Below are 23,466 nucleotides of genomic sequence, written 5' to 3'. Positions count from 1 at the left end.
CCCACGGGGTGCCGATGTCTCTGGATGCGGCCACGCCGCGAGGTGGACCGGCCCAGGCGGTGTTGGCAGCTTTGTCTGACGCGGCATGCGCGATTTACACGCTACCTTCCGCTCCATCTTTCATAGGAGCCATGCATGATCACCACCGACCCGACGATGACCAACCTGTTTCTGCAACTGGGCCTGGACGAAAGCGCGGAAGCTATCGACCTGTTCATCCGGGAGCATCAGTTGCCGACGGATGTGAGCCTGTCGGAGGCGCCTTTCTGGAACGATGCGCAGCGCCAGTTCCTGGTCGAGCAGTGGAAGGCGGACGCGCCCTGGGCCCTGACGGTGGATCAGCTGAGCGAGGCGCTGCACGCCGACGCCGTGCGCGAGCGCGCCGCTGCCGAGGCGTCGGCAGCGCCCTCGGCTGGCTGACCCAGAAGCCAGCGAGTCGCTTACCGCTGCCGCGCGCGGTTCGGGCGCAGGCTGTTCCCCGCGAATCACTGAGATCCAGGCCCGCGAAGGCATCCGTCCTTCGCTGGCCTTCTCGTTGTTGCAGGGCCTTCAGCGCGGGCCAGCCAGCGGATCGACCCGGGCTGCGGCGGCTCCAGCGGTGCCGGGGCAGGAATGAACGCTTGCTCACCCGCCCATGACGTCGATCAAGCAAATCGCGGGGTGCGGGTGTTGTCCGACAGACCGGGCGCCCATCGGCTTGCCGAACGCTGATGGAGCCGCGACCTACAACGGTGCTTCGGCCGCGATGTTGCGGCGCCGTCAACCAGGAGCACCCCATGAATGCGAACGAAGCGACCACCCCGATCACTACTGCGCCCGTCGATCCGGACCTGGCACAGCAGGCCCACCCGGGACACGGCGTGCCGTCACAAGATCCCACGCTGGCCGCGCAGGATCCGCTGACGCCGGCCGAGGCCCGGCGCGAGTCCCAATCCGTTCTGATGGGCGGCGGCGTGATGGCGGGCGCCGCTACAGGGGCGGCGCTTGGCGTGGCCGCAGCCGGACCCGTCGGCGTGGTGGTGGGTGGAATCACCGGAGGCATTGCGGGCGCGCTGGGGGGCGCCGCCATCGGCACGGCCACCCAGGCCGACGCCACCGGCGCGAACGCGAATCTGCCCATGGCGGAGGAGGGCGGCGAGCCGAAGCCGCGCGGATGAAGCCTACCCGGCTGGATCTGCTGCGGGCCGTCGGATGAGGGCCGAAACGCACAGCCCAGGCGGTGATGCCCGGCCAACCTACCTGGCAGTGGCCAGGCGTCTGGGTATATTGAGGCGTTTCGGGCTGAAACGTCCGCTGTCCAACCTGTAGGAGACCAGCATGCTCACACCCACCCGTGCGGCCATCGCCGCCATGGCCATCTTCGGGGCCGCTCCCGCGTTTGCCCTCTTTCCCCAACAAGGGATGTGGACGATCGGATCGGAACTGAACGGCAGGCCAGGCCGCGGCGTCCAGATCGACCGGCAGGGTGGGCGGGTGTTGATCCTGACCTACTTCGGCTACCGCGCCGACGGCAGCGCGACCTTCATGCAGGCCAGTGGGGCCATGACGGACGGCAAATCGTTTTCCGGCGACCTGACCGAGTTCAGGAACGGGCCCGCCTTGGGCGGCCCCACGCGAAGCGGCGAGGTGGCCCAGGTCGCCGGCCCGGTGAGGGTGGAGTTCGATACATCCACCTCCGGCACCATCACGTTGCCGGGCGAGGCGCCGCAGCGGTTTGCGCGCTTCCAGTACGAGGACCACACGGTGCGGATCCGACGCAGTTTTGCGGGTCAGGTGCTGGTCAACCCCTATATGAGCGGCATGGCCCGGGTTCGGCTGTACCTGCAGGTCCAGGGAGACAGGTTGCTCATTCAAGAGTCGAAGGTCGACGCCAGCGGCAATTCGACTTCATGCAACCTGGACGGTGACCTGCGCGCGACCGGCGACACGTTCGCTTCGACGGGCACCGCTACCTGCAGCAATGGCGGGGACTGGGCGGGGTCCGGGACCGCCTACCGCATCACCGATCTGAAGGTGGACGAGTACGGCGTGTTCTCGGCCCGCTTGAACCATGGGTCCGCTCCCACCCGGTACTACACCGGCCACTGCCAGACGACGGGCCCGGTATTTCTGACGCCCTCCATCTGCAGTCCTTCGGAATTCGGTTTCAGCGATGACGACCTGCGCGAATGACCCCCGCAGGCGAATGCTGCGGGCGGTGCAGGTGCTGCCGATGCAACGGCCATGGAAAGATGCGCGCGGCTGTGCCGCCGCATGACAGAGGAATGTCTTGACACTTGAACTTCTAGGCGCTTTCGGCAAGAGCTTTCTCTTCGTCACCGCCGCGCTGCTTCCGATACTGAATCCGGCCGCGACGGCGCCCATCTTCCTCGGACTGACCGAAGGCGCGTCGTCGGCCACGCGCGTCCTGCTGGCGCGCCGCATCGCGCGCAATATGTTCTGGCTGCTTCTGGGGGCCATGCTGGTCGGCTCCTATGTGCTGGAGTTCTTCGGCATATCGCTGCCCATCGTGCGCGTGGGCGGCGGCATGATCGTCGCAGCCACGGCCTGGCGGTTGCTCACGGCCACGCAGGCCACCGTGGACAGCCGCACCGAGCTGGCCGAGAGCTTCACCCCCGACATGGCGCGGCGCCAGGCCTTCTATCCCTTGACCTTTCCGGTCAGTTGCGGGCCTGGTTCGCTGGCAGCCGCCATCACCGTGGGCGTGTCCCTGGCCGATGCCCGTCTGTCGATCTCTTTGGCGCGGATGGGCGGCGGCGTGCTGGCGCTCCTGGCCGTCAGCGTGCTGCTGTACCTCGCCTTCCGTTACGCGCAACAACTGCTCAAGCCCCTCGGCGAGGCCGGCTCGGTGATCTTCTTGCGGCTGTCCGCCTTCATCCTGCTGTGCCTGGGCGTTCAGATCGTCTGGGACGGCGTCTATGAGCTGGGCGTGGAAATGCTGCGCGAAGGAATGCTTCCGCTGAAAACCTGAGCGAGGCGGGCGGTGCTTGAGCAGTGCGGACCAAGCGGATCGCAGTTCAACGACCTTTCTGCGCCCACTGCGCTTCCGCAGAGCACCGGAGATCTGATTCCACCGGGGATGCCGGCGCCGCAAGCCCACCCGGTGCTCCACCCGTAGCGCGCGATAGCCGATACGTGACCACTGCGCGCGCCACGCTCCTACCGGGCGGAGCGATGCTGCCAACGTAAAGTACACCCCTGCCAGATCGCGGGAGAGAGCATGGAAATAGAACTGAAATTCGTCGTTCCGGAAGAGCGCTTCGATGCGGTAGAGGCCGCTGTCAAGCAGGGAGAGTTCAAGGTCACTTCCATGCAGGCGCACTATTTCGACACGCCCGGCAAGGCGCTGGCATCGCGCGGCATCGCTCTTCGGCTCCGCAAGGAAGGGGACCGCTGGATCCAGACCGTGAAGGCCATGGGGCACAGCCTCGTGGCGCGGGAAGAGCACAACGTGGAGGTCCACGGGTTTGCCGAAACCGGGCCCGTGCCTGATACCAGCCTGCATCACGGCTCGGTGGCGGGCGATCTCCTGCTCGAAGCGCTGGATGCGTCAGCGGAAACGTTGGTGGAGATTTACCACACCAAGATCGAACGCATCACCCGTGACATTCCGCTTGTGGGCGGCGTCGTGGAGCTTGCGCTGGACAATGGCCTGGTGCAAACCCACGGCGGTCCGTCCAAGGGAAACAGCGCCCCCGTCCGCGAGCTGGAGATGGAAGTCAAGGAAGGCGAGCTCCAGGCAGTTGTGCAGACGGCGATCGACTGGATCGCCCGGCACGGGCTCTTCCTCAGCACCATTTCCAAGGCGGAACGCGGTGAGCGGCTGCTGGCAGCGCACTGGGGCCGGCCCGCTGAAAAAGCAAAGCCGCTGACTGCAGACCACGGCGCTCTTCCCGCCGGCCGGGAACTGCAGAAGCTGGTGGTGGGCCATTGCCTCCACCAGGTCATGAGCAACGCCAGCGAGCTGGCGGAGGGGGGAGGCACCGATGCACACGTTCACCAGCTGCGGGTGGGCCTGCGCAGGTTGCGGACGGCGTTGCGTGAGCTTGCGGGCTTGGCCGACGGATCTTTCGACCCGCGGTGGGAAGCGCCGCTGAAGCGGGTGTTCAGGCGTCTCGGCGAATTGCGCGACCGGGGTCAGGCGCTGGAGCGGTTCGGCCACCGGTTGCGGGATGCCGGCGCGCCTCCCATGGCACGCCTCAAAAGCGCAGACATGTCCGCAGCCGAGATCATCCGGAGCGCCGACTTCCAGCAGACCCTGGTCCAACTGCTGGCTTTCACTGCAACGACCGACGAAGGGATTGCAGAAGACTCCAGCCTCAGCCCCAACGCGACGAGGCGCGCCCTTGCGAAAAGGGTCAAGCGCCTTTTCAAGCGAGCGACCCGCGATATCGTCGGGTTCCAGGAATGGGCGCCGGAACACCAGCACCGGGTTCGCAAGCGCCTCAAGAGGCTGCGCTACCTCGCTGAGTTTTTGGGGCCGGCGATGAAGCATGGCCACCAGTCCTTTCTCAAGCGCCTCAAGCCTGCCCAGTCAGCGCTCGGTGCGCTCAACGATCACCAGGTGGCAGAGGCGCTCTACCGGACCATCGCTGCGGAAGATCCAAGAGCCTGGTTCGCAGTGGGATGGCTGGCCGCCCAGCGCGAACAGCTGCTGACCGACTGCGATCGAACGCTCCAACGCGTCAGAAAGCCGCCGGGGTTCCAACATGGGGCTTTCCGATAGGGCGCAGACCATTCGCTGTGCCCTGGAAGGCTCTGGAACACCTGCATGCAGCGAGCAGCGGGAGGAGGCTGCGGATCGCCGCAGACTGCAAGGCCTGAGCCCCACCGCCCGCATCGATGTCGACCCATGGTGGGTGCTCGGAAACGCCTGAGGCGAGGGCGCGATCTTGCGCTGACGAGTGGCTTTACCGTGCGATGCATGGCCTGCCCGGAGGGACTCGAACCCCCGACCTATTGCTTAGAAGGCAATTGCTCTATCCAGTTGAGCTACGGGCAGATGGGGCGCCAGCCAAGGCAGCTTCCGTCGCCCGGAAGTGCTTGTGACGCCATTCTCGCGGCACGCGCGAGGGCCTGAATGATACCCGGCCCGGGAGCGTCGGGCAGGCCGGCGTCATACGCTGGCCTCGTTTTTGCGTGGTGGGGGCGTTGCGGTTATAACGGTTCACCACGGCTCCGATGCCGCTGCGCCGGCGCGTATCGCGCACTCTTTTCTCTCAAACACGCTCAACCTTCATCGCCCATGCACGCCAGCCTGCCGCTCATCAACACCATCGCCGCGGCATTGGGTCTGGCGCTGGTGCTCGGCTTCGTGGCCACGCGCGTCAAGCTGCCGGCGCTGGTGGGCTATCTGCTGGCGGGCGTGGTGATCGGGCCGTTCACGCCCGGTTTCGTGGCCGATAAGGAGATGGCGAGCCAGCTGGCCGAGATCGGGGTGATGCTGCTGATGTTCGGTGTCGGCCTGCATTTTTCGCTGGGCGACCTGCTCGCGGTGCGGCGCATCGCCTTGCCTGGCGCGGTGGTGCAGATGGTGGTGGCCACCCTGATGGGCATGGGCCTGGCCACCTGGTGGGGTTGGGGTCTGGGCGGGGCGCTGGTGTTCGGCCTGTCGCTCTCGGTCGCCAGCACGGTGGTGCTGCTGCGCGCATTGGAGACGCAGGGCATCCTGGATTCGTACACCGGGCGGATCGCGGTCGGCTGGCTGGTGGTGGAAGACCTGGCGATGGTGCTGGTGCTGGTGCTGCTGCCGCCGCTGGCCGGCTGGCTCGGCGGGCCGGACTCGGCGGGAGCGCACGAGCCCGCCAGCAGCGTGCTGAGGACGGTGGGCATCACGCTGGCGCAGGTGGCGGCCTTCGTGGTGCTGATGCTGGTGGTGGGGCGCCGGGTGTTCCCCTGGGTGCTCTGGCAGGTGGCGCGCACGGGTTCGCGCGAGCTGTTCACGCTCTGCGTGGTGGCCGCCGCCGTCAGCATTGCCTTCGGCTCGGCGGCGCTGTTCGGCGTGTCGTTCGCCCTGGGCGCCTTCTTCGCCGGCATGGTGATGCGCGAATCGGAATTCAGCCACCGCGCCGCGCAGGAATCCCTGCCGCTGCGCGACGCCTTCGCGGTGCTCTTCTTCGTGTCGGTCGGCATGCTGTTCAACCCCTGGGTGCTGCTCGAACGGCCCTTCCAGGTGCTGGCCGTGGTCGCGGTCATCATCTTCGGCAAGACGCTGGCGGCGGCAGCCCTGGTGCTGGCGTTCCGGTACCCGCTCAACACGGCCCTCACGGTGTCGGCCAGCCTGGCGCAGATCGGCGAGTTCTCGTTCATTCTGGTGGGGCTGGGCGCGTCGCTGGGCCTGTTGCCGCCCGAGGGTGCGAGCCTGGTACTGGCCGGGGCGCTGATCTCCATCGCCGTCAACCCGGTGCTGTTCCGCGCCATCGCACCGCTGCAGGAGTGGCTGCGCGCCAAGTCGGCCTGGGCGCGCAGCCTGGAGCAGCGCGACGACCCGCTGGCGGAGCTGCCCATGAGCACCGACGAACGCTATCTGGCGCGCCAGGTGGTGCTGGTGGGCTATGGGCGTGTAGGGCAACGCATCGCCTCCGCCCTGGCCGGGCAGGACATTCCCTTCGTCGTCGCCGAGCAGAACCGTGACCTGGTCGAGATGCTGCGCGAGCAGGGCATCGCCGCCGTCTATGGCGATGCGGTGGAGCCCTCCGTGCTGATCCAGGCCCACATCGCCCGCGCTCACATGTTGGTGATCGCCACTCCGGACACGCTCAACGTGCGCCAGATTGTCGAGACAGCGCGCACCCTGAACCCCGGCATTGCCACCGTCGTGCGCAGCCACAACGAGGAAGAGGCGCGCCTGCTGGAGCAGGACGGCGTCGGCAAGGTCTTCCTGGGCGAAGAGGCGCTCGCCGTGGCCATGACCGCCCATGTGCTGGACTGCGCCGACCAGCGCCACGCACAGGCGACGGCGCCCGGAGCTCTGCACGAGCACCGCGCATGATTCAAGTGGGTCGACGGCGACGTAAGGCGATTTGGGCGACTAGCGCTTGTCCCGCCCTGCCGGTTTGCTATTAATAACATAGCAAATCGCTTGCCTGCCAGCCAGCCTTCCGACGCTTTGCAGGGTGGTGCGGTCCCTGATCAGGGGCCGCCCGGAATCCTCCAGCCAGAGTCGCAGCCCTCGGCCTGCCCGGCTCAGTCTTCCTCGAACACCACCGATGGCGGCGCCATGACGCGGGCGGTTTCCGTGAGGCCGCCGATCACGCCGTTGGCGAAATAGCTGTTCTGCGTGTCGGGCTCCAGCGCGGCGACCGCGACATTCGCGAGCGGCTGGTTCAGAGGCACGTAGAAGCTGCCGGCCGGCACGTCGATGGCGCTGCGGGCGGGGGTCACCTGCACCCGCACGATCTGGCCGCTGCCCGCGACGGTGCCGCGAACGTCCTGGCGGGCGGACGTGTCCCGGCTCGTCTCCTGGTAGACGTCGGCCAGCAGCGAACCCTGCTCGGCCACCCGCATCACCTGCAGGCCCAGCATGCGCAGCCGGTCCGCCGCCGGGGCGGCCGTGCCCGCCAGCCAGTAGCCGCAGGGCCGGGCGCGGGTCTTGAGCGAGCGCAGCTCCAGCGCCGAATTCCATTCGACGGGCAACGACCGGTCCGCACCGGTCTGCGGGTCGATCATCATCAGGTCGCGCTGCGTGGCGGTGGGGCCGGCCTCGATCACCACCTGCCCGCGGCAGGCCTGCGCCGCCACGTCACGGGCAACGAAGGACCGCACCTGTTCCAGGTTGGAGGCGCGTTCCGCCGCACTGCGCAGCGCGGCCGTGAGTGCCGTCACCTGCGTGTGCACCCGGCGCTGGATGTGCGTGCGGCCGATGCCGACGCCCCGGGTTTCCACCAGCAGGCTGGCGGTGTTCTTCAGGCCGTTGACGTTCCGGCCCGTGTCGGGCTGCGTGCCGCCCATCGACACGCGTCGGTCGTTCAGGTCGGTCGAGGTGGTGTAGTACCACTCGCTGGTCAGGCCCTGCGCCGTGAGGGCGGCGACCATCGGCTGGTGGAACCATTCCAGCGCGGCCTTGTTGATGAACTCCGGCACGTTGGCGGTGGTGGCGTGCTGCAGCAGCGCGTCGTAGCGCTGGATGCCGCCGAACTTCTCTAGGAAGCGGCCGACCACGGTGTATTCGTGCGCGTCGAGCACCGCGACGGGGCGGTAGTTGCTCACCAGCTTGGCCAGCGCCTGCGCTTCGGGCGTGTTGAGCAGCAGGTGATCCCGGTTCATGTCGATGCCGTTGGCCGTCACCCGGGTGCCCGCGTCGGCGCCGTCGGGGTTGGCACGCGGCACGACGATCACGTTGATGCGGTCGAGCAGCGGCTCCAGCAGTCCTTGCGACAGCTCGCGGGCCAGCACCAGCATGGCCTCGCCGGCCGCGGGTTCGTCGCCGTGCTGCTGGCCGATCAGCAGCACCGTGGGACGGCCGCTGGCTTCCAGCGCGGCCACGTCGGTGCCGCCAGCGCGGCTCAGGACCAGGGCATGCAGCGGCATGCCGCGTTGCGACGCGCCGAGGTCCAGCAGCGCCGCGCGGGTGCTGCCCTTCGCCGAGGTGGCCAGTCCGCGCAGCCAGTCGGCCAGCTCGGCATTGGTGGTGAAGGCGCGGCGGCCCTCCGCCAGGCCAGGCGTGTCGTAACGCACCGAGGGCGCCGGGAACCGCGCGGCCACAGCGTCGCTGTAGGGGAGCGGTTCCCCCGCAGCGGAGCTGGCAGGTCCGGGAGGAGAGGGGGCATCCACCACGGTCCCCGGCAGCGGGCTCTGCGCGATCGGCGTGGAGATCACTTCGGCCCGCTGGGTACCCAGCGGCGGGGGCACCGTGCGGGTGGCGGTGGACTGGGCAGGCGCGGCCTGCGGCCCGCCTGCCGGCCATGGCGGCAACGGCGTGCTGCCGCACGCAGCGAGCAGCGCGGCGGCGGCGACGGCGCCCAGGCGCCAGGCGGCGCGGGGCAGGGTAGCGGACGAATGAGCGGCGTGCTGTGGCATGGCGGTGTAGGGAGTCGTTCCCGGGCTGCGGATGGTGCGGGATGTTACCCGGGGCATCCGCGCATGGCCGATATCGCACCGGTCGCCCGTGCTTTTGCGGTGTTGGCCTACGAGGCACGGGCTCGGTTGTTCGGTGCATAAGCAGCTGCGATTTCCGCAGTTGGAGGCGGGCGCTGCGCTATCTACATTGCATGCCATGGGCGCCGCGCCGGGGCCCTTGCCGGTGACTTCACCACACGCTCACCATGCGTTCCACACATCCACGGAGGGTTATCCATATGGCAGCAACACGATATTCGCGAGGCATTCGGCTGGCGACGGGCCGCGTACCAGCCGGGCTGGCGCTGGCGGCGCTGGTCTGGGCCGGTGCGGCGTTCGCCAACCCCGCGCCGTCGGCCGCAGCCTCGGGCGCATCCAACGTCCTCGTCACCACCGAGTGGCTGGCGCAGAACCTGGCCGATCCGAAGGTGCGCGTCATCGAAGTCAGCGTGAATCCCGGGCTCTACGAACGCAGCCATGTCCCTGGTGCGGTGAACCTGTCCTGGCACAACGACCTGAACGACAAGGTGCGGCGCGACATCGTCGGCAAGGAAGCCTTCGAGGCGCTGCTCTCCAAAGCCGGCGTGACGCCCGACACCACCGTAGTGCTGTACGGCGACACCAACAACTGGTTCGCCGCATGGGGGGCCTGGGTGTTCGACATCTACGGGGTGAAGAACGTCAAGCTGCTGGACGGCGGCCGCAAGAAATGGGAGGCCGAGAACCGGCCGCTCAACAACCGTGCGCCGGACTACGCCGCCACCACCTACCGGGTGCAGGCCGTCAACACCCAGTTGCGTGCCCGCCTGGCCGACGCCCTGGCCGCCGCCGAGGGCCGGAGCGACGCGAAGCTGGTGGATATCCGCTCGGCCGACGAATACAGCGGCAAGGTCTTCGCTCCGGCGGGTGTGCCGGAGCTTTCGATCCGCGCCGGCCACATCCCCGGGGCTGCGAACGTGCCCTGGGGCCAGGCCGTGAAGGAGGACGGCACCTTCAAGTCGCCGGAAGAGTTGAAGAAGCTCTATTCCGCTGCGGGCATCGACGGCACCAGGCCCGTCATCACCTACTGCCGCATCGGCGAGCGCTCCAGCCACACCTGGTTCGCGCTGTCCAAGATCCTGGGCTACTCGGTGAAGAACTACGACGGATCGTGGACCGAGTACGGCAACGCGGTCGGCGTACCCATCATCAACCCGTCGGGTACGGTCTGGGCGGCCAAATGAGCGCCGGCCCGCCCGCCGCGCGCGGGGCGGGCCGTGCACCACCTGGTTGGTAGGGGGTCTCCGTTTTCAGCCCGCTTCGCGCGGGCTGTTTTTTGTCGGTCAGCCGCCGCTCGCCTTGGCAGGGTCAGGCAAGCGGACTCGGCGATGGAAGGGTTCGCGGCATGTCTTTCGTTTTTCCCTGGATCGGTGCGTCGCTGGCCGGCGCTGTGATCTGGCTCGCCTACCGGTTGCAGGCCCAAGCCGGGGGCGGCCGCACCCTGGCCTTCGCGCTGCTGGCAGGCGCGGTGCTGGGCCTGGTGCTGCAGCGGTCCCGCTTCTGCTTTTACTGCCACGCGCGCGACTGGTTCGACCGGCGCGACCCGCGGGGCCTGCTGGCCATCGTGCTGGCGCTGGCGGTGGGGTCGGTCGGCTCCACCGTGGTGCTGGGCGGGTGGGTGCCGCAACCGGTACCGGGCCAGCTGCCACCGGACATGCACATCGGGCCGGTCAGCTGGGTGCTGGTGGCCGCCGGTTTGGCTTTCGGCGCAGGAATGGTCGTGTCAGGCTCGTGCATCAGCGCCCACTGGTACCGGTTGGCCGAGGGCTCAGCGGTGTCGCCCTTCGCCCTGGCCGGTTCGGCCCTGGGCTTCGTACTGGGCTTCAAGACCTGGAACGCGCTCTACAGCTGGCAGGTGGCGGATGCGCCCGTCATCTGGCTGCCGGCGCATCTGGGGTACGGCGGCGCGCTGGCGCTGCAGCTTGGCCTGCTGGCTGCGCTGTCCACCTGGCTGTGGCGCGGCTTCAGCCACCAGTCCGGCTCGGCTCCAGCGACGAGCGACGGCCGCGTGCCGACCTTGGGCGCCGTTTGGCGCAGGCTCTGGACCGGGCGTTGGCCTTACTGGGTGGGCGGGTGGGCGGTAGGGCTCATCGGCGCTCTGGTCATCGTGCGCATGCGTCCCCTGGGCGTGACCGCCACGCTGGGCAGCGCAGCGCGGTCCGCCGCCGAGCGGCAGGGATGGATCCCGGATCGCTTGAACGGGCTGGACGGCTTCGCGGGCTGCGCCACTGCGGTGCCGGCCAGCTGGCTCACGCCCAATGCCCTGCTGCTGGCGGGTATCGTGGCCGGCTCCTTCGCGGCGGCTTTGGCCAGCCGGCAGTTCGCCCCACGGTGGCCCACCTGGCGCGATGCTGCCCGGGGGTTGGGCGGCGGTGTACTGCTGGGTTGGGGCGCGATGACCGGTCTGGGCTGCACCATCGGCACGCTGCTGTCGGGCGGCATGGTGGGGGCGCTGTCGGGCTGGGTGTTCGGGGCCGCAGTGTTCACGGCGGTGGGCATCGGCCTGGCTGCAGTGCGCTGGCACGCCGACCGAGGCGCGGCCTCGATCACCTGAAGCCTTGTCACTTCAAGCCTTTTCGCCGTCCTGCGCCCGGTTTTCTCGCACCTTTTGCTATTATATTTATAGCATAAAGCCCCCGCGCCGACTACGGATCCACCCAGGACAGGGCTTTGGCTGACGCGCAGCCGACGCAGTCCACTCCATCATCCGCGCATCGCCCGAGGTGGGCTCGCTACGAAGGATTGCATGGCCGACAAGCACGACGATTCTGAAGACACCCGCTCCAAGAACGCCAAAACCAACACGCCCAGCGAGCGCGAGCAACGCGCCCAGCTGGAATTGGCCACGCTCGGCCCGCACGGGGAACTGGAGCTGCCCTCGGTCACCATCGACGGATACAGCCTCGAATTGCGTGAGGACGACCAGTTCATCGGCGACACCGCCAGCCGTACCGCGTTCCGCAAGATGCTGCACGCCTGGCGCGAGGTGTTCTTCGAGATGGCGGGCAAGGACCCCCTGGGCGCCAAGCCGACGCAGGACATCGGCAAGCACCGGCTGGACGAGCTGCTGGAGAAAGACGGACCGGCCGCGGCCGCCATCCGCGCGGCGCAGGAAGACTATGCGCTCCAGTTGTCGCACGTGGTTCAGCGCTTCCTGAAGGAAAAGAGCTGGAAGGGCGTCAAGCGGGTGATCGTGGGCGGCGGCTTTCACCAGAGCGAGGTGGGCGAGGGCGCCATCGGGCGCGCGGCCGAGCTGCTGGTCAAGGACAAGGTGGCGGTGGAGCTGCGTACGCTGCACCACCATGCCGATGAGGGCGGTCTGATCGGCTGGGTGCATCTGGCGCCGACGGCGCTGCTGCAGAGCTACGACGCCATCCTGGCGGTGGACATCGGCGGCACGAATGCGCGCTGCGGCATCGTCCTCACCCACCTGCACAAAACGCCCGACATGTCGTGCGCCGAGGTGGTGCGGCGGGACAAATGGAGCCACGCGGGCGATGAGCCCAAGCGCGACGAACTGGTGGAAGGCATCGCCGCCATGCTGGAGAAGCTGCTGGAGTATGCCGAGAAGAAGGGCATCCGCGTGGCGCCCTTCATCGGCGTGGCCTGCCCTGGGCTGATCTGCGAGGACGGCTCGATTGCCGGAGGCACGCAGAACCTGCCCGGCAACTGGGAAAGCACCCGCTTCCACCTGCCGCGCGACCTGGCAGAGCGGCTGCCGACCATCAGCGGAGGGCGCACCCAGGTGTGCCTGCACAACGACGCGGTGGTGCAGGGTTTGTCGGAACTGCCGTTCACACAGGATGTGAAGCGCTGGGCCGTGCTGACGGTGGGTACGGGCCTGGGCAACGCCAGCTACACGAACCGCGAGCCAGCGCCGAGTTGAAGGGCTACGCTATCCAAACGATAGCTGCCCGCCCAGATGTATCCAGCGCCGCAGGCCAAAAAGACTTCAAGAAAAGTCCCTTGAGCCCCTGACCGCCAGTCCATCCGACACCGTTCGGGCTGAGCTTGCAGAAGCCAGGGCACGCCAATGGCGTAGCCCTTCGGCAGGCTCAGGGCGAACGAGTCCACTGAGCGGCATTGCGCCCACGGGTGGTTGCTCCAAGGGGCAGGGCCCCGTCACACCACCTTGGCGATCGACTGGCAGACGTAGTCGATGTTCTTGCTGTTGAGCGCGGCCACGCACATGCGGCCGGTGTCGGTGCCGTACACGCCGAACTCATTGCGCAGGCGCACCATCTGGTCCTTGGAGAGGCCGGAGTAGCTGAACATGCCGATCTGGTCGGTGATGAACGACATGTCCTGCTTCACCCCCGCCGCCTTGAGGCCGTCCACCAGCTTCTGGCGCATGGCCTTGATGCGCACGCGCATCTCGCCCAGTTCCTTCTCCCACAGCGAACGCAACTCAGCGTTGCCCAGCACCGCCGCCACCACCGCGCCACCGTGCGTGGGCGGGTTGGAATAGTTGGTGCGGATGGCGATCTTCAACTGGCTCAGCACGCGGGCCGCTTCTTCCTTGTCGCTGCACAGCACCGACAGGCCGCCCACACGCTCGCCGTACAGGCTGAAGCTCTTGCTGAACGACGTCGAGACGAAGAAGTTCAAGCCAGCGGCGACGAATTTCTGGATCACGGCGCCGTCTTCCTGGATGCCGTGGCCGAAGCCCTGGTAAGCCATGTCGAGGAACGGCGTCAGGCCCTGGGCCTTGACGACCGCGATGACCTGGTCCCACTGTTCGGGCGTGATGTCGTAGCCGGTGGGGTTGTGGCAGCAGGCATGCAGCACGACGATGGTGCCGGGCGCGGCAGCCTTCAGGCTGGCGAACATGCCTTCGAAGTTCACGCCGCGCTTGGCCGCGTCGTAATAGGCGTAGGTGTCCACCGTGAAGCCGGCGTTGGTGAACAGGGCGCGGTGGTTCTCCCAGCTGGGGTCGGAGATCAGCACCTTGGCATCGGGGCTGATCTTCTTCAGGAAGTCGGCGCCGACCTTCAGCCCGCCCGTGCCGCCAATGGCCTGCACCGTGGCGACGCGGCCGGAGGTCAGCGGCTCGCTGCCCTCGCCGAACACCAGCGTCTTCACGGCGTTGTCGTAGGCGGCGATACCGTCGATCGGCAGATAGCCGCGAGCGGTCGGCTTCTCCATCAGGGCCTTTTCAGCGGCCTGCACGCACTGCAGCAAAGGCAGCTTGCCGTTGTCGTCGAAATACACGCCCACGCCCAGGTTGACCTTGTTCGGGTTGGTATCAGCAGCAAACTGATCGTTCAGACCCAGGATCGGGTCGCGCGGTGCCATTTCGACGGCGGTGAAGAGAGACATGGAGTTCTTTCCTAGAGCAATAGCGACAAAGGATGTCAAAGCGAACGACCGGGCTGTTGTAGTCTGCCGGGTCGGCCCGAGTTTAAGGGTTCCACTCTCCGCCCACCCATGCCAAAACCCATTGAAGCCATGCCGTCCTCGCAAGAGGGCACGTTCGTGCGTTTTCCCGGCTCGCCGTTCGAGCTCTTCCAGCCGTACCCGCCGGCGGGCGACCAGCCCGCGGCCATCGAGCAGCTGGTGGAAGGCGTGGAAGACGGCGAGGTCTTCCAGACGCTGCTGGGTGTGACGGGTTCGGGCAAGACCTACACCATGGCCAACGTGATTGCCCGCCTGGGCCGCCCGGCCATCGTGTTCGCACCCAACAAGACGCTGGCCGCACAGCTCTACAGCGAATTCCGGGAGTTCTTTCCGAAGAATGCGGTGGAGTACTTCGTCAGCTACTACGACTACTACCAGCCCGAGGCCTACGTTCCGCAGCGCGACCTGTTCATCGAGAAGGACTCGGCCATCAACGAGCACATCGAGCAGATGCGCCTGTCGGCCACCAAGAGCGTGCTGGAGCGGCGCGACGTGGTGATCGTGGCGACGGTGAGCGCCATCTACGGCATCGGAGCCCCCGAGGATTACACCCAGATGCGGTTCATCCTGCGCGTGGGCGACGAGCTGAGCCAGCGCGACGTGATCGGCCGGCTGATCCGCATGCAGTACACCCGCAACGAGCAGGATTTCTCGCGCGGGGCGTTCCGCGTGCGGGGCGACACGATCGACGTGTTTCCTTCCGAGCACAGCGAACTGGCCATCCGCATTGAGCTGTTCGACGACGAGGTGGAGTCGCTCTCGCTCTTCGACCCGCTCACCGGACGGGTTCGGCAGAAGATTCCCCGCTTCACCATCTACCCCAGCAGCCACTACGTGACGCCGCGCGACAAGGTGGTCGCCGCGGTGGAAAGCATCAAGCTGGAACTGGCAGACCGCCTCCAGCAGTTCGTCTCGGAAGGCAAGCTGGTGGAAGCCCAGCGCCTGGAGCAGCGCACCCGGTTCGACCTGGAGATGCTGAGCGAGGTGGGCCACTGCAAGGGCATCGAGAACTACACCCGGCACCTCTCCGGTGCGCAGCCGGGCGATCCGCCGCCGACGCTGACCAATTACCTGCCGCCCGACTCGGTCATGTTCCTGGACGAGAGCCATCAGATGATCGGCCAGCTGAGCGCTATGTACAACGGCGACCGGGCGCGCAAGACCACCTTGGTGGACTATGGCTTCCGCCTGCCCTCGGCGCTGGACAACCGGCCGCTCAAGTTCGACGAGTTCGAGAAGCGCATGCGGCAGGTGGTCTTTGTGTCCGCCACGCCTGCGGACTACGAGAAGACGCATGCGAGCAAGGTGGTCGAGCAGCTGGTGCGGCCCACCGGCCTGGTTGACCCCATTGTCGAGGTGCGCCCGGCGACCCACCAGGTGGACGACGTGCTGCAGGAGATCCGCATCCGCGTCGAGAAGAACGAGCGTGTGCTGATCACCACCCTGACCAAGCGCATGGCCGAGCAGCTGACCGATTACCTGACCGACAACGGCGTGAAGGTGCGCTACCTGCACTCGGACATCGACACGGTCGAGCGGGTGGAAATTTTGCGCGACCTGCGGCTGGGCGCCTTCGACGTGCTGGTCGGCATCAACCTGCTGCGCGAGGGCCTGGACATTCCGGAAGTCTCCCTCGTGGCCATCCTGGACGCGGACAAGGAAGGCTTCCTGCGCGCCGAGCGAAGCCTGATCCAGACCATCGGCCGGGCGGCCCGCAACATGAACGGCATGGCCATCCTGTACGCCGACCGGATCACCGATTCGATGAAAAAAGCCATCGATGAAACGGAACGCCGCCGCGCCAAACAGATCGCACACAACGCGGCCGAGGGCATTACGCCCCGCAGCATCGTCAAGCAGGTGAGAGACCTGATCGACGGCGTCTACAGCGAAAAGACCGGCAAGGAAGCCGAGCGGCTGGAAATGGAGTCTATGCGTCGCGCTGAAGTGGAAGACATGTCGGAAAAGGACGTGGCACGCGAGATCAAGCGACTGGAAAAGCTCATGCTCGATCACGCGCGCAACCTGGAATTCGAGCAGGCGGCCCGCACCCGCGATCAGCTGACCCGGCTCAAAGACCAGGCCTTTGGCGCATCCGGGGGTGACCGGGTCTCCCTGTAGCTGTCAGCGGGTGCCGGTCTCAACGCGGCCGCTAGCAGACATGCACAAAGGGAAGTGCGTGGTATTGTTACCCGACAAAAACAATAGGGATTTGTGCTATACTCTCCTGAAAGAGTCAACTAATAAAGCCCAGGATGAAACAGGGGCTCCACCGGGTTCAGGTGCCTGTGTCGGGGCAGGGGGCGGAGACGGTGCCGAGGTCGGTTTTTCGTAAAACCCTTCGGTGTTTCTACAACGAACAAGCCTGAATTTTAGGAGCTTGCGATGCGTCTCACTACCAAAGGCCGTTTTGCGGTAACCGCCATGATCGATCTGGCCCTGCGCCAGAACAATGGTCCTGTCACCCTGGCGGCCATCAGCCAGCGCCAGCAGATCTCGCTGTCCTATCTGGAACAGCTGTTCGGCAAGCTGCGCCGCCACGAGCTGGTGGAATCCACCCGCGGCCCCGGCGGCGGCTACACGCTGGCCCGCAAGGCGGCCGACATCACCGTCGCCGACATCATCGTGTCGGTGGACGAACCCATCGACGCCACCCAGTGCGGTGGCAAGGAAAACTGTCTGGGCGAAGCCGGCCGCTGCATGACGCACGAGCTGTGGGCGTCGCTCAACCAGCGCATGGTGGAGTTCCTCGACTCCGTCACCCTGCAGAAGCTGGTGGACGACCAGTTGGCCAAGGGTGTGCAGATCGAAGACAAACCGGTCGTGCGCCGCGCCATTTCCACCACGCCGGTGGTCAAACCGATCCGCGTGAACGCACCCAACTCGGTGTTCGCCCTGGGCAATGCATTCGCCAAGTCGTGATGCCCTGCAACGCCTTCGCCACATCCTGAACCCAGGCGGGGCAGGGAGAGACACCCGGCCCGCCCTTCGCCACCACCATCGACCGAACGCTGACCTTGCCAGCCCGAATCCTTGATTGAGCCAGCCATGGACATGACACCGCATTTCCCCATCTATCTCGACTACGGCGCCACCACGCCCGTCGACCCGCGCGTGGTCGACGCCATGATTCCGTGGCTGCGCGAGCATTTCGGCAACCCCGCTTCGCGCAGCCACGCCTGGGGCTGGGAGGCGGAAGAGGCGGTGGAGAAGGCGCGCACGCAAGTGGCGGAACTCATCGGCGCCGATCCGCGCGAGATCGTCTGGACCAGCGGCGCCACCGAATCGAACAACCTGGCGCTGAAGGGCGCCGCGCAGTTCTACAAAGGCAAGGGCAAGCACCTGATCACGGTGAAGACCGAGCACAAGGCCGTGCTCGACACCATGCGCGAGCTGGAGCGCCAGGGTTTTGAGGTCACGTACCTCGACGTGCTGGAAAACGGCTTGCTCGATTTCGAGGTGCTGAAGGCAGCCATCCGTCCCGACACCATCCTGCTGAGCGTGATGTTCGTGAACAACGAGATCGGCGTGATCCAGGACATCCCTGCCATCGGCAACCTGTGCCGCGAAAAGGGTGTGATCTTCCATGTCGACGCGGCTCAGGCCACCGGCAAGATCGAACTCGACATGGCCACCATGCCCATCGACCTGATGAGCCTGGCCTCGCACAAGACCTACGGTCCGAAGGGCATCGGCGCCCTGTATGTGCGCCGCAAGCCGCGCGTTCGCCTCGAAGCGCAGATGCACGGCGGCGGCCATGAACGGGGCATGCGTTCCGGCACGCTGCCCACGCACCAGATCGTCGGCATGGGCGAAGCCTTCCGCATCGCCCGCGAAGAGATGGCGCAGGACCGGGCCAAGGCCGTCGCCCTGCAAAAGCGCATGCTGGACGGCTTCAAGGACATCGAGCAGGTGTTCATCAACGGCGACCTCGAGCAGCGCGTGCCCCACAACCTGAACATCAGCTTCAACTATGTGGAAGGCGAGTCGCTGATCATGGGCATCAAGGGCCTGGCCGTGTCGTCCGGCTCAGCCTGCACGTCCGCCAGCCTGGAGCCCAGCTATGTGCTGCGCGCCCTGGGCCGCAGCGACGAGCTGGCGCACAGCAGCCTGCGCATGACCATCGGTCGCTTCACGACCGAAGAAGAGATCGACTACGCCATCTCCACCATCCGGCACAACGTGGCCAAGCTGCGCGAGCTGAGCCCGCTGTGGGACATGTACAAGGATGGCATCGACATCAGCGCCATCCAGTGGGCTGCACACTGAAGAATTGAAGAGGTAAACATCATGGCTTATTCAGACAAAGTGATCGACCATTACGAAAACCCCCGCAACGTGGGTTCGTTCGACAAGGGCGATGAATCGGTGGGCACCGGCATGGTCGGCGCTCCCGCCTGCGGCGACGTGATGAAGCTGCAGATCAAGGTGAACCCGCAGACCGGCGTGATCGAAGACGCCCGGTTCAAGACCTACGGCTGCGGCTCGGCCATCGCGTCGTCGTCGCTGGTGACGGAATGGGTCAAGGGCAAGACGCTCGACGAAGCCGCTGCGCTCAAGAACAGCGAGATCGCCCAGGAACTCGCCCTGCCGCCCGTCAAGGTGCATTGCTCCATCCTCGCGGAAGACGCCATCAAGGCCGCCGTGCTGGACTACAAGACCAAGCACGCGGCAGTGGCTGCCGACGCGCAGGCGGCCTGACGCCATGGCCATCACCCTGACGGAAGCCGCTGCCCGGCATGTGAACCGCTACCTGTCTCGGCGCGGGAAGGGCGTGGGCGTGCGGCTGGGCGTGAAGACCACGGGGTGCTCCGGTCTGGCCTACAAGCTGGAATACGTCGATGCCGAAGAGCCGGAAGACGTGGTCTTTGAAAACCATGGCGTGAAGGTGCTCATCGACCCGAAGAGCCTCGCCTACATCGACGGCACCGAGCTCGACTTCGTGCGCGAAGGGCTGAACGAGGGCTTCCGGTTCAACAACCCCAACGAGCGCGACCGCTGCGGTTGCGGTGAAAGCTTCCGGGTCTGACCGCGACCGGGCCGCTCACCCCTGCGACCGCCAACGCCCGCCGCGCTGGCGGTTTTTTCTTGATGCCATGAATCTTCAATCCGACGACTTCGAACTGTTCGACGTACCGCGCCGGTTCGCCCAGGATCGTGCCGCGCTGGATGCGCGGTGGAAGGCGCTGCAGCGCGAAGCCCATCCCGACCGGTTCGCGGGGCAGGCCGGCGCTGCGCAGAGGGTGGCGATGCAATGGTCGGTCCGCATCAACGAGGCGTACCAGCGCCTGAAAGACCCGCTGCGCCGGGCGTCCTATCTGTGCGAGCTGCACGGCGCGCCGATCCGCGCCGAGGACAACACCGCCATGCCGGCTGCTTTCTTGATGCAGCAGATGGAATGGCGGGAGTCGCTCGATGATGCGCAGAGCGACGCCGCGCTCCAGGCGCTGGCCGACGAAGTGCAAGCTGCGCGCGTGGCTGCGCTGGCGCGCATCGAACGGCTGATCGACGCGCAGGCCGATTTCCCGGCGGCTTCGCACGAGGTGAGAGGCCTCATGTTCATCGAGCGTTTTGCCCAGGACGTTGAAGCCCGGCGGGACGCGCTGGGACAATAGCGCCTCCGCTCTCGGCGCGAGCGTGGCGGGCCGGGCACCCCCCGCACCCGCCGTTCGAACGGCCGCCCGCTGCGGGCGGCTTGCTTACTCCATTACCCAAAGATTCCATGGCGCTGCTGCAGATCTCCGAACCCGGCCAATCCCCTGACCCGCACCAACGGCGCATCGCCGTCGGCATCGACCTGGGCACCACCCACTCGCTGGTGGCCTCGGTACGCAATGGCGTCGCCGAATGCCTGCCGGACGACGCAGGCCGCGTGCTGCTGCCCTCCGTGGTGCGTTATCTCGAGAACGGCAAGCGGCAGATCGGCGCGGACGCCCTGGCCGCGCAAGCCCAGGATCCGGTGAACACCATCGCGTCCGTCAAGCGCTTCATGGGCCGGGGTCTGCAGGACATCGCGGGACGCGACCAGCTGCCCTATACCCTCGTGGACGGCATGTCGCAGGAAGGCGCTGCACAACCTGCGAGCGGGGGCATGGTGGCCCTGGCCACGGCAGGCGGCACCAAGTCGCCGGTGGAAGTGAGCGCGGAGATCCTGGCCACGCTGCGCTACCGTGCGGAAGACACCTTCAACGACGATTTGTACGGTGCCGTCATCACCGTGCCGGCCTATTTCGACGACGCGCAGCGCCAGGCCACCAAGGACGCGGCCCGCCTGGCGGGGTTGAACCTGCTGCGCCTGATCAACGAACCCACCGCCGCAGCGATCGCCTACGGGCTCGACAACGCGTCGGAAGGGGTCTACGCGATCTACGACCTGGGTGGTGGCACGTTCGACATCTCCATCCTGCGGCTGACGCAGGGTGTGTTCGAAGTGATCGCCACGGGCGGGGATTCCGCCCTGGGCGGTGACGACTACGACGCTGCGCTGGCGGACTGGGTACTCGCGCAAGTGGGTATCCAGACGCTCACGCCCCAGGACAAAGCCAGCGCGCGCATGGCGGCCCGCCGCTGCAAGGAGGCGTTGACCGCTACCGAAACTGCAGCATTCATCGCAGATATCGCAGGCGCCAGCGTCGATTTTGGCGTGAGCCGCGATGACTTCAACGCTGCCACGGCGGCGCTCACTGCCCGATCCATGGGCGCGGTGCGCCGGGCGTTGCGCGATGCGCAGCTGCAGCGAGAGGACGTGCAGGGCGTGGTTCTAGTGGGCGGTTCGACCCGCATGCCCCAGATCCGGCATGCGGTGGCGGAGTTTTTCGGCCGCGAGCCGCTGACGAATCTCAACCCCGACGAAGTCGTCGCGCTGGGAGCTGCCATTCAGGCCAACCAGCTGGCCGGAAACAATGCCGACGGCGACCTGTTGCTGCTGGATGTGATTCCGCTGTCGCTGGGCATCGAGACTATGGGCGGCCTGGTCGAGCGCATTGTGGGGCGCAACGAAACCATTCCCACGGCCAAGGCGCAGGACTTCACCACCTTCAAGGATGGCCAGACCGCCCTGGCCGTGCACGTCGTCCAGGGCGAACGCGATCTGGTGGCCGATTGCCGCAGCTTGGCGCGCTTCGAGCTGCGCGGCATTCCCCCCATGGCCGCCGGCGCGGCGCGCATCCGGGTGACCTTCACGGTGGATGCAGACGGGCTGCTGAGCGTGGAAGCCAAGGAGCAGACGAGCGGTGTGCAGGCCCGCATCGACGTCAAGCCGAGCTACGGCCTGTCGGACGACCATATCGCCCGCATGCTGCAGGACGGCTTCGCGACCGCGCAGCAGGACATGCGCAGCCGCGCGCTGGTGGAAGCGCGGGTGGATGCTGAGCGGATGCTGATGGCCACCGACACGGCTCTCGCGGCCGACGGAGACGTGCTGATGGCGGACGAGCGCGCCAGCATCGACGCGCTTGTGCAGAGTCTGCGGTCGCTGCATGCCACGTCCGACGACGCAGCCGCCCTGGAAGCAGCGACCCAGGCCCTGGCCAAGGGCACGGAGAGCTTCGCGGCCCAGCGCATGAATCGCGGCATTCGCGAGGCCCTCGCCGGCAAGAACGTGCAGAGCTTCTGAACGGCGCCGGCAACCGGCACGCGCATTCCCCACCTACAACGCCCCCACTTTCGACCCATGCCCGTCATCAAGATCCTTCCCCACGCCGAGTACTGCCCTTCCGGCACCGAGATTTCTGCACCCGCAGGCACTTCGATCTGCGAAGCGCTGCTGGACAACGGCATCAAGATCGAGCACGCCTGCGACATGAGCTGCGCCTGCACGACCTGCCACGTGATCGTGCGCGAAGGGCTTGCATCGCTCAACGAAGCGGAAGAGGAAGAGGAAGACCTGCTGGACCGGGCCTGGGGCCTGGAGCCGCAGTCCCGTCTCTCGTGCCAGGCCATCCTGGCGCAGACCGACGTGACGGTGGAAATTCCGAAATACACCATCAACCACGCCAAGGAAAACCACTGATGTCGCGCCAGATCGTTCTGGATACGGAAACCACCGGCCTGTCAGCCGAGGGCGGCGACCGCATCATCGAACTGGGCTGCGTGGAACTGCTCAACCGCAAGCTCACTGGCAACAACCTGCACCTGTATTTCAATCCCGGACGGGACAGCCATGAAGACGCGCTGAAGGTGCACGGCATCAGCAACGAATTCCTGCGCGACAAGCCGAAGTTCGCTGATGTGGTGAACGACATCCTGCAGTACCTGCAGGGCGCCGAGATCATCATCCACAACGCGGCCTTCGACGTCGGCTTTCTGAACAAGGAACTCGAGCTGGTGGGCCAGCCGCCGTTCCGCAGCTTTGTCAGCAGCGTGACCGACACGCTCGCGATGGCCAAGGAGATGTACCCGGGCAAGCGCAACTCGCTCGACGCGCTGTGCGACCGCCTGGGCGTGGACAACTCTGGCCGTACGCTGCACGGCGCCTTGCTCGACGCCGAGCTGCTGGCCGATGTCTACATCAACCTGACGCGCGGGCAGGACGCGCTGCTGATCGCCGACGAATCGCAGTCCGACGAGGGGGGTGTGGCGATCCCGGCCATCGACCTCAGCCGTATCGTGCTGCAGGTGCTGCGCGCCAGTGACGAGGAACTGGCCGAGCACCAAGCCACGCTCGCGCAGATCGACAAGGCGAGCGGCGGAAAAACAATCTGGAAAGCTGAATCGGCGGTGTGAAAAGCTGTGCCATAATCATGGGCTTGTCAGCAAGACAAATCGGGTGATTAGCTCAGCGGTAGAGCACTGCCTTCACACGGCAGGGGTCGCAGGTTCAAACCCTGCATCACCCACCAGTTTTCACAACGCTGGCTGGTTTTCAGGTCAGCGTTCAGTTTTCGGGTGATTAGCTCAGCGGTAGAGCACTGCCTTCACACGGCAGGGGTCGCAGGTTCAAACCCTGCATCACCCACCAGATATCAAAGCCCT

At 66.5% G+C, this 23,466-nt stretch carries 20 protein-coding genes and 3 tRNA genes; 20 read left to right on the top strand and 3 right to left on the bottom strand.

The features are described 5' to 3' along the window. Positions 1-135: 135 nt before the first annotated feature. The 5 genes from ASF94_RS08790 to ASF94_RS08770 all read left to right on the top strand — a co-directional run bounded on the left by ASF94_RS08790 (position 136) and on the right by ASF94_RS08770 (position 4,726). Positions 136-420: a DUF2789 domain-containing protein gene (locus ASF94_RS08790; RefSeq protein ID WP_056664441.1), complete on the top strand. Its 285-nt coding sequence runs from the start codon at positions 136-138 to the stop codon at positions 418-420. A 356-nt stretch (positions 421-776) separates the two neighbouring features. Continuing rightward, positions 777-1,157, top strand: coding sequence for a hypothetical protein (locus ASF94_RS08785; RefSeq protein WP_056664438.1), 381 nt, complete (start codon positions 777-779; stop codon positions 1,155-1,157). Between the two features lie 160 nt (positions 1,158-1,317). Next, the gene (locus ASF94_RS08780; protein WP_056664435.1) at positions 1,318-2,172 is read left to right on the top strand and encodes a hypothetical protein; all 855 of its coding nucleotides are present in this window, start codon (positions 1,318-1,320) and stop codon (positions 2,170-2,172) included. 97 nt (positions 2,173-2,269) lie between these two features. Further along, on the top strand, positions 2,270-2,971 hold the full coding sequence (locus ASF94_RS08775; RefSeq protein WP_056664433.1) for a MarC family protein: 702 nt from the start codon (positions 2,270-2,272) through the stop codon (positions 2,969-2,971). Between the two features lie 249 nt (positions 2,972-3,220). Continuing rightward, entirely contained in the window at positions 3,221-4,726 is a 1,506-nt protein-coding gene (locus ASF94_RS08770) for a CYTH and CHAD domain-containing protein (RefSeq protein ID WP_056664430.1), read from the top strand. Between the two features lie 199 nt (positions 4,727-4,925). Here ASF94_RS08770 and ASF94_RS08765 read toward each other — a convergent pair. Further along, positions 4,926-5,002: transfer RNA gene (locus ASF94_RS08765), tRNA-Arg, on the bottom strand. A 243-nt stretch (positions 5,003-5,245) separates the two neighbouring features. Between ASF94_RS08765 and ybaL the strand changes: the two genes are divergently transcribed. After that, entirely contained in the window at positions 5,246-6,991 is a 1,746-nt protein-coding gene (gene ybaL / locus ASF94_RS08760) for a YbaL family putative K(+) efflux transporter (RefSeq protein ID WP_056664427.1), read from the top strand. Between the two features lie 194 nt (positions 6,992-7,185). On the opposite strand, the gene ASF94_RS08755 is transcribed toward ybaL, so the two are convergent. Then, positions 7,186-9,018 (bottom strand): M14 family metallopeptidase, encoded by a 1,833-nt coding sequence (locus tag ASF94_RS08755; RefSeq protein WP_056664424.1) that lies wholly within the window; start codon positions 9,016-9,018, stop codon positions 7,186-7,188. A 278-nt stretch (positions 9,019-9,296) separates the two neighbouring features. On the opposite strand from ASF94_RS08755, the gene ASF94_RS08750 reads away from it, so the two are divergent. The 3 genes from ASF94_RS08750 to ASF94_RS08740 all read left to right on the top strand — a co-directional run bounded on the left by ASF94_RS08750 (position 9,297) and on the right by ASF94_RS08740 (position 12,982). Next, the gene (locus tag ASF94_RS08750; protein WP_082493090.1) at positions 9,297-10,280 is read left to right on the top strand and encodes a sulfurtransferase; all 984 of its coding nucleotides are present in this window, start codon (positions 9,297-9,299) and stop codon (positions 10,278-10,280) included. A gap of 161 nt (positions 10,281-10,441) precedes the next feature. Beyond that, positions 10,442-11,650 carry a YeeE/YedE family protein gene (locus tag ASF94_RS08745; RefSeq protein WP_056664421.1) on the top strand — a complete coding sequence of 403 codons (1,209 nt, stop codon included), beginning with the start codon at positions 10,442-10,444 and terminating at the stop codon, positions 11,648-11,650. Between the two features lie 192 nt (positions 11,651-11,842). Next, positions 11,843-12,982 carry an ROK family protein gene (locus ASF94_RS08740; RefSeq protein ID WP_156382454.1) on the top strand — a complete coding sequence of 380 codons (1,140 nt, stop codon included), beginning with the start codon at positions 11,843-11,845 and terminating at the stop codon, positions 12,980-12,982. A 236-nt stretch (positions 12,983-13,218) separates the two neighbouring features. On the opposite strand, the gene ASF94_RS08735 is transcribed toward ASF94_RS08740, so the two are convergent. Beyond that, positions 13,219-14,415 carry an amino acid aminotransferase gene (locus tag ASF94_RS08735; RefSeq protein ID WP_056664418.1) on the bottom strand — a complete coding sequence of 399 codons (1,197 nt, stop codon included), beginning with the start codon at positions 14,413-14,415 and terminating at the stop codon, positions 13,219-13,221. Between the two features lie 108 nt (positions 14,416-14,523). On the opposite strand from ASF94_RS08735, the gene uvrB reads away from it, so the two are divergent. From uvrB to ASF94_RS08680, 11 genes are all read left to right on the top strand, one after another. Further along, a complete protein-coding gene (uvrB, locus tag ASF94_RS08730; RefSeq protein ID WP_056664416.1) occupies positions 14,524-16,614 on the top strand; it encodes an excinuclease ABC subunit UvrB in 2,091 nt (696 codons plus the stop codon). Positions 16,615-16,878: 264 nt separating this feature from the next. After that, the gene (gene iscR, locus ASF94_RS08725) at positions 16,879-17,415 is read left to right on the top strand and encodes a Fe-S cluster assembly transcriptional regulator IscR (RefSeq protein WP_056664413.1); all 537 of its coding nucleotides are present in this window, start codon (positions 16,879-16,881) and stop codon (positions 17,413-17,415) included. A gap of 126 nt (positions 17,416-17,541) precedes the next feature. Further along, positions 17,542-18,762 (top strand): IscS subfamily cysteine desulfurase, encoded by a 1,221-nt coding sequence (locus ASF94_RS08720; protein ID WP_056664410.1) that lies wholly within the window; start codon positions 17,542-17,544, stop codon positions 18,760-18,762. A 21-nt stretch (positions 18,763-18,783) separates the two neighbouring features. Next, positions 18,784-19,194, top strand: coding sequence for a Fe-S cluster assembly scaffold IscU (gene iscU, locus ASF94_RS08715; protein ID WP_056664407.1), 411 nt, complete (start codon positions 18,784-18,786; stop codon positions 19,192-19,194). Between the two features lie 4 nt (positions 19,195-19,198). Next, entirely contained in the window at positions 19,199-19,522 is a 324-nt protein-coding gene (iscA, locus tag ASF94_RS08710; RefSeq protein ID WP_056664404.1) for an iron-sulfur cluster assembly protein IscA, read from the top strand. A 67-nt stretch (positions 19,523-19,589) separates the two neighbouring features. Then, positions 19,590-20,108 carry a Fe-S protein assembly co-chaperone HscB gene (gene hscB / locus ASF94_RS08705; RefSeq protein ID WP_056664401.1) on the top strand — a complete coding sequence of 173 codons (519 nt, stop codon included), beginning with the start codon at positions 19,590-19,592 and terminating at the stop codon, positions 20,106-20,108. A gap of 107 nt (positions 20,109-20,215) precedes the next feature. After that, positions 20,216-22,108, top strand: a complete 1,893-nt coding sequence (gene hscA / locus ASF94_RS08700) for a Fe-S protein assembly chaperone HscA (RefSeq protein ID WP_056664397.1) — start codon at positions 20,216-20,218, stop codon at positions 22,106-22,108. A gap of 57 nt (positions 22,109-22,165) precedes the next feature. After that, positions 22,166-22,504, top strand: a complete 339-nt coding sequence (gene fdx, locus ASF94_RS08695; RefSeq protein WP_056664393.1) for an ISC system 2Fe-2S type ferredoxin — start codon at positions 22,166-22,168, stop codon at positions 22,502-22,504. Further along, positions 22,504-23,217 carry a DNA polymerase III subunit epsilon gene (gene dnaQ, locus ASF94_RS08690; protein WP_056664390.1) on the top strand — a complete coding sequence of 238 codons (714 nt, stop codon included), beginning with the start codon at positions 22,504-22,506 and terminating at the stop codon, positions 23,215-23,217. The genes fdx and dnaQ overlap by 1 nt, the downstream gene beginning before the upstream one ends. Positions 23,218-23,258: 41 nt before the next feature. Continuing rightward, positions 23,259-23,333, top strand: a tRNA-Val gene (locus ASF94_RS08685). A 44-nt stretch (positions 23,334-23,377) separates the two neighbouring features. After that, positions 23,378-23,452: transfer RNA gene (locus ASF94_RS08680), tRNA-Val, on the top strand. The last annotated feature ends 14 nt before the right edge of the window (positions 23,453-23,466 follow it).

The sequence above is a fragment of the Acidovorax sp. Leaf160 genome, from assembly GCF_001424265.1.
Classification (GTDB): Bacteria; Pseudomonadota; Gammaproteobacteria; order Burkholderiales; family Burkholderiaceae_C; genus Paracidovorax.
Note: the sequence above shows the minus strand (reverse complement) of the source record. Positions and strands in the feature narration are given on the sequence as shown.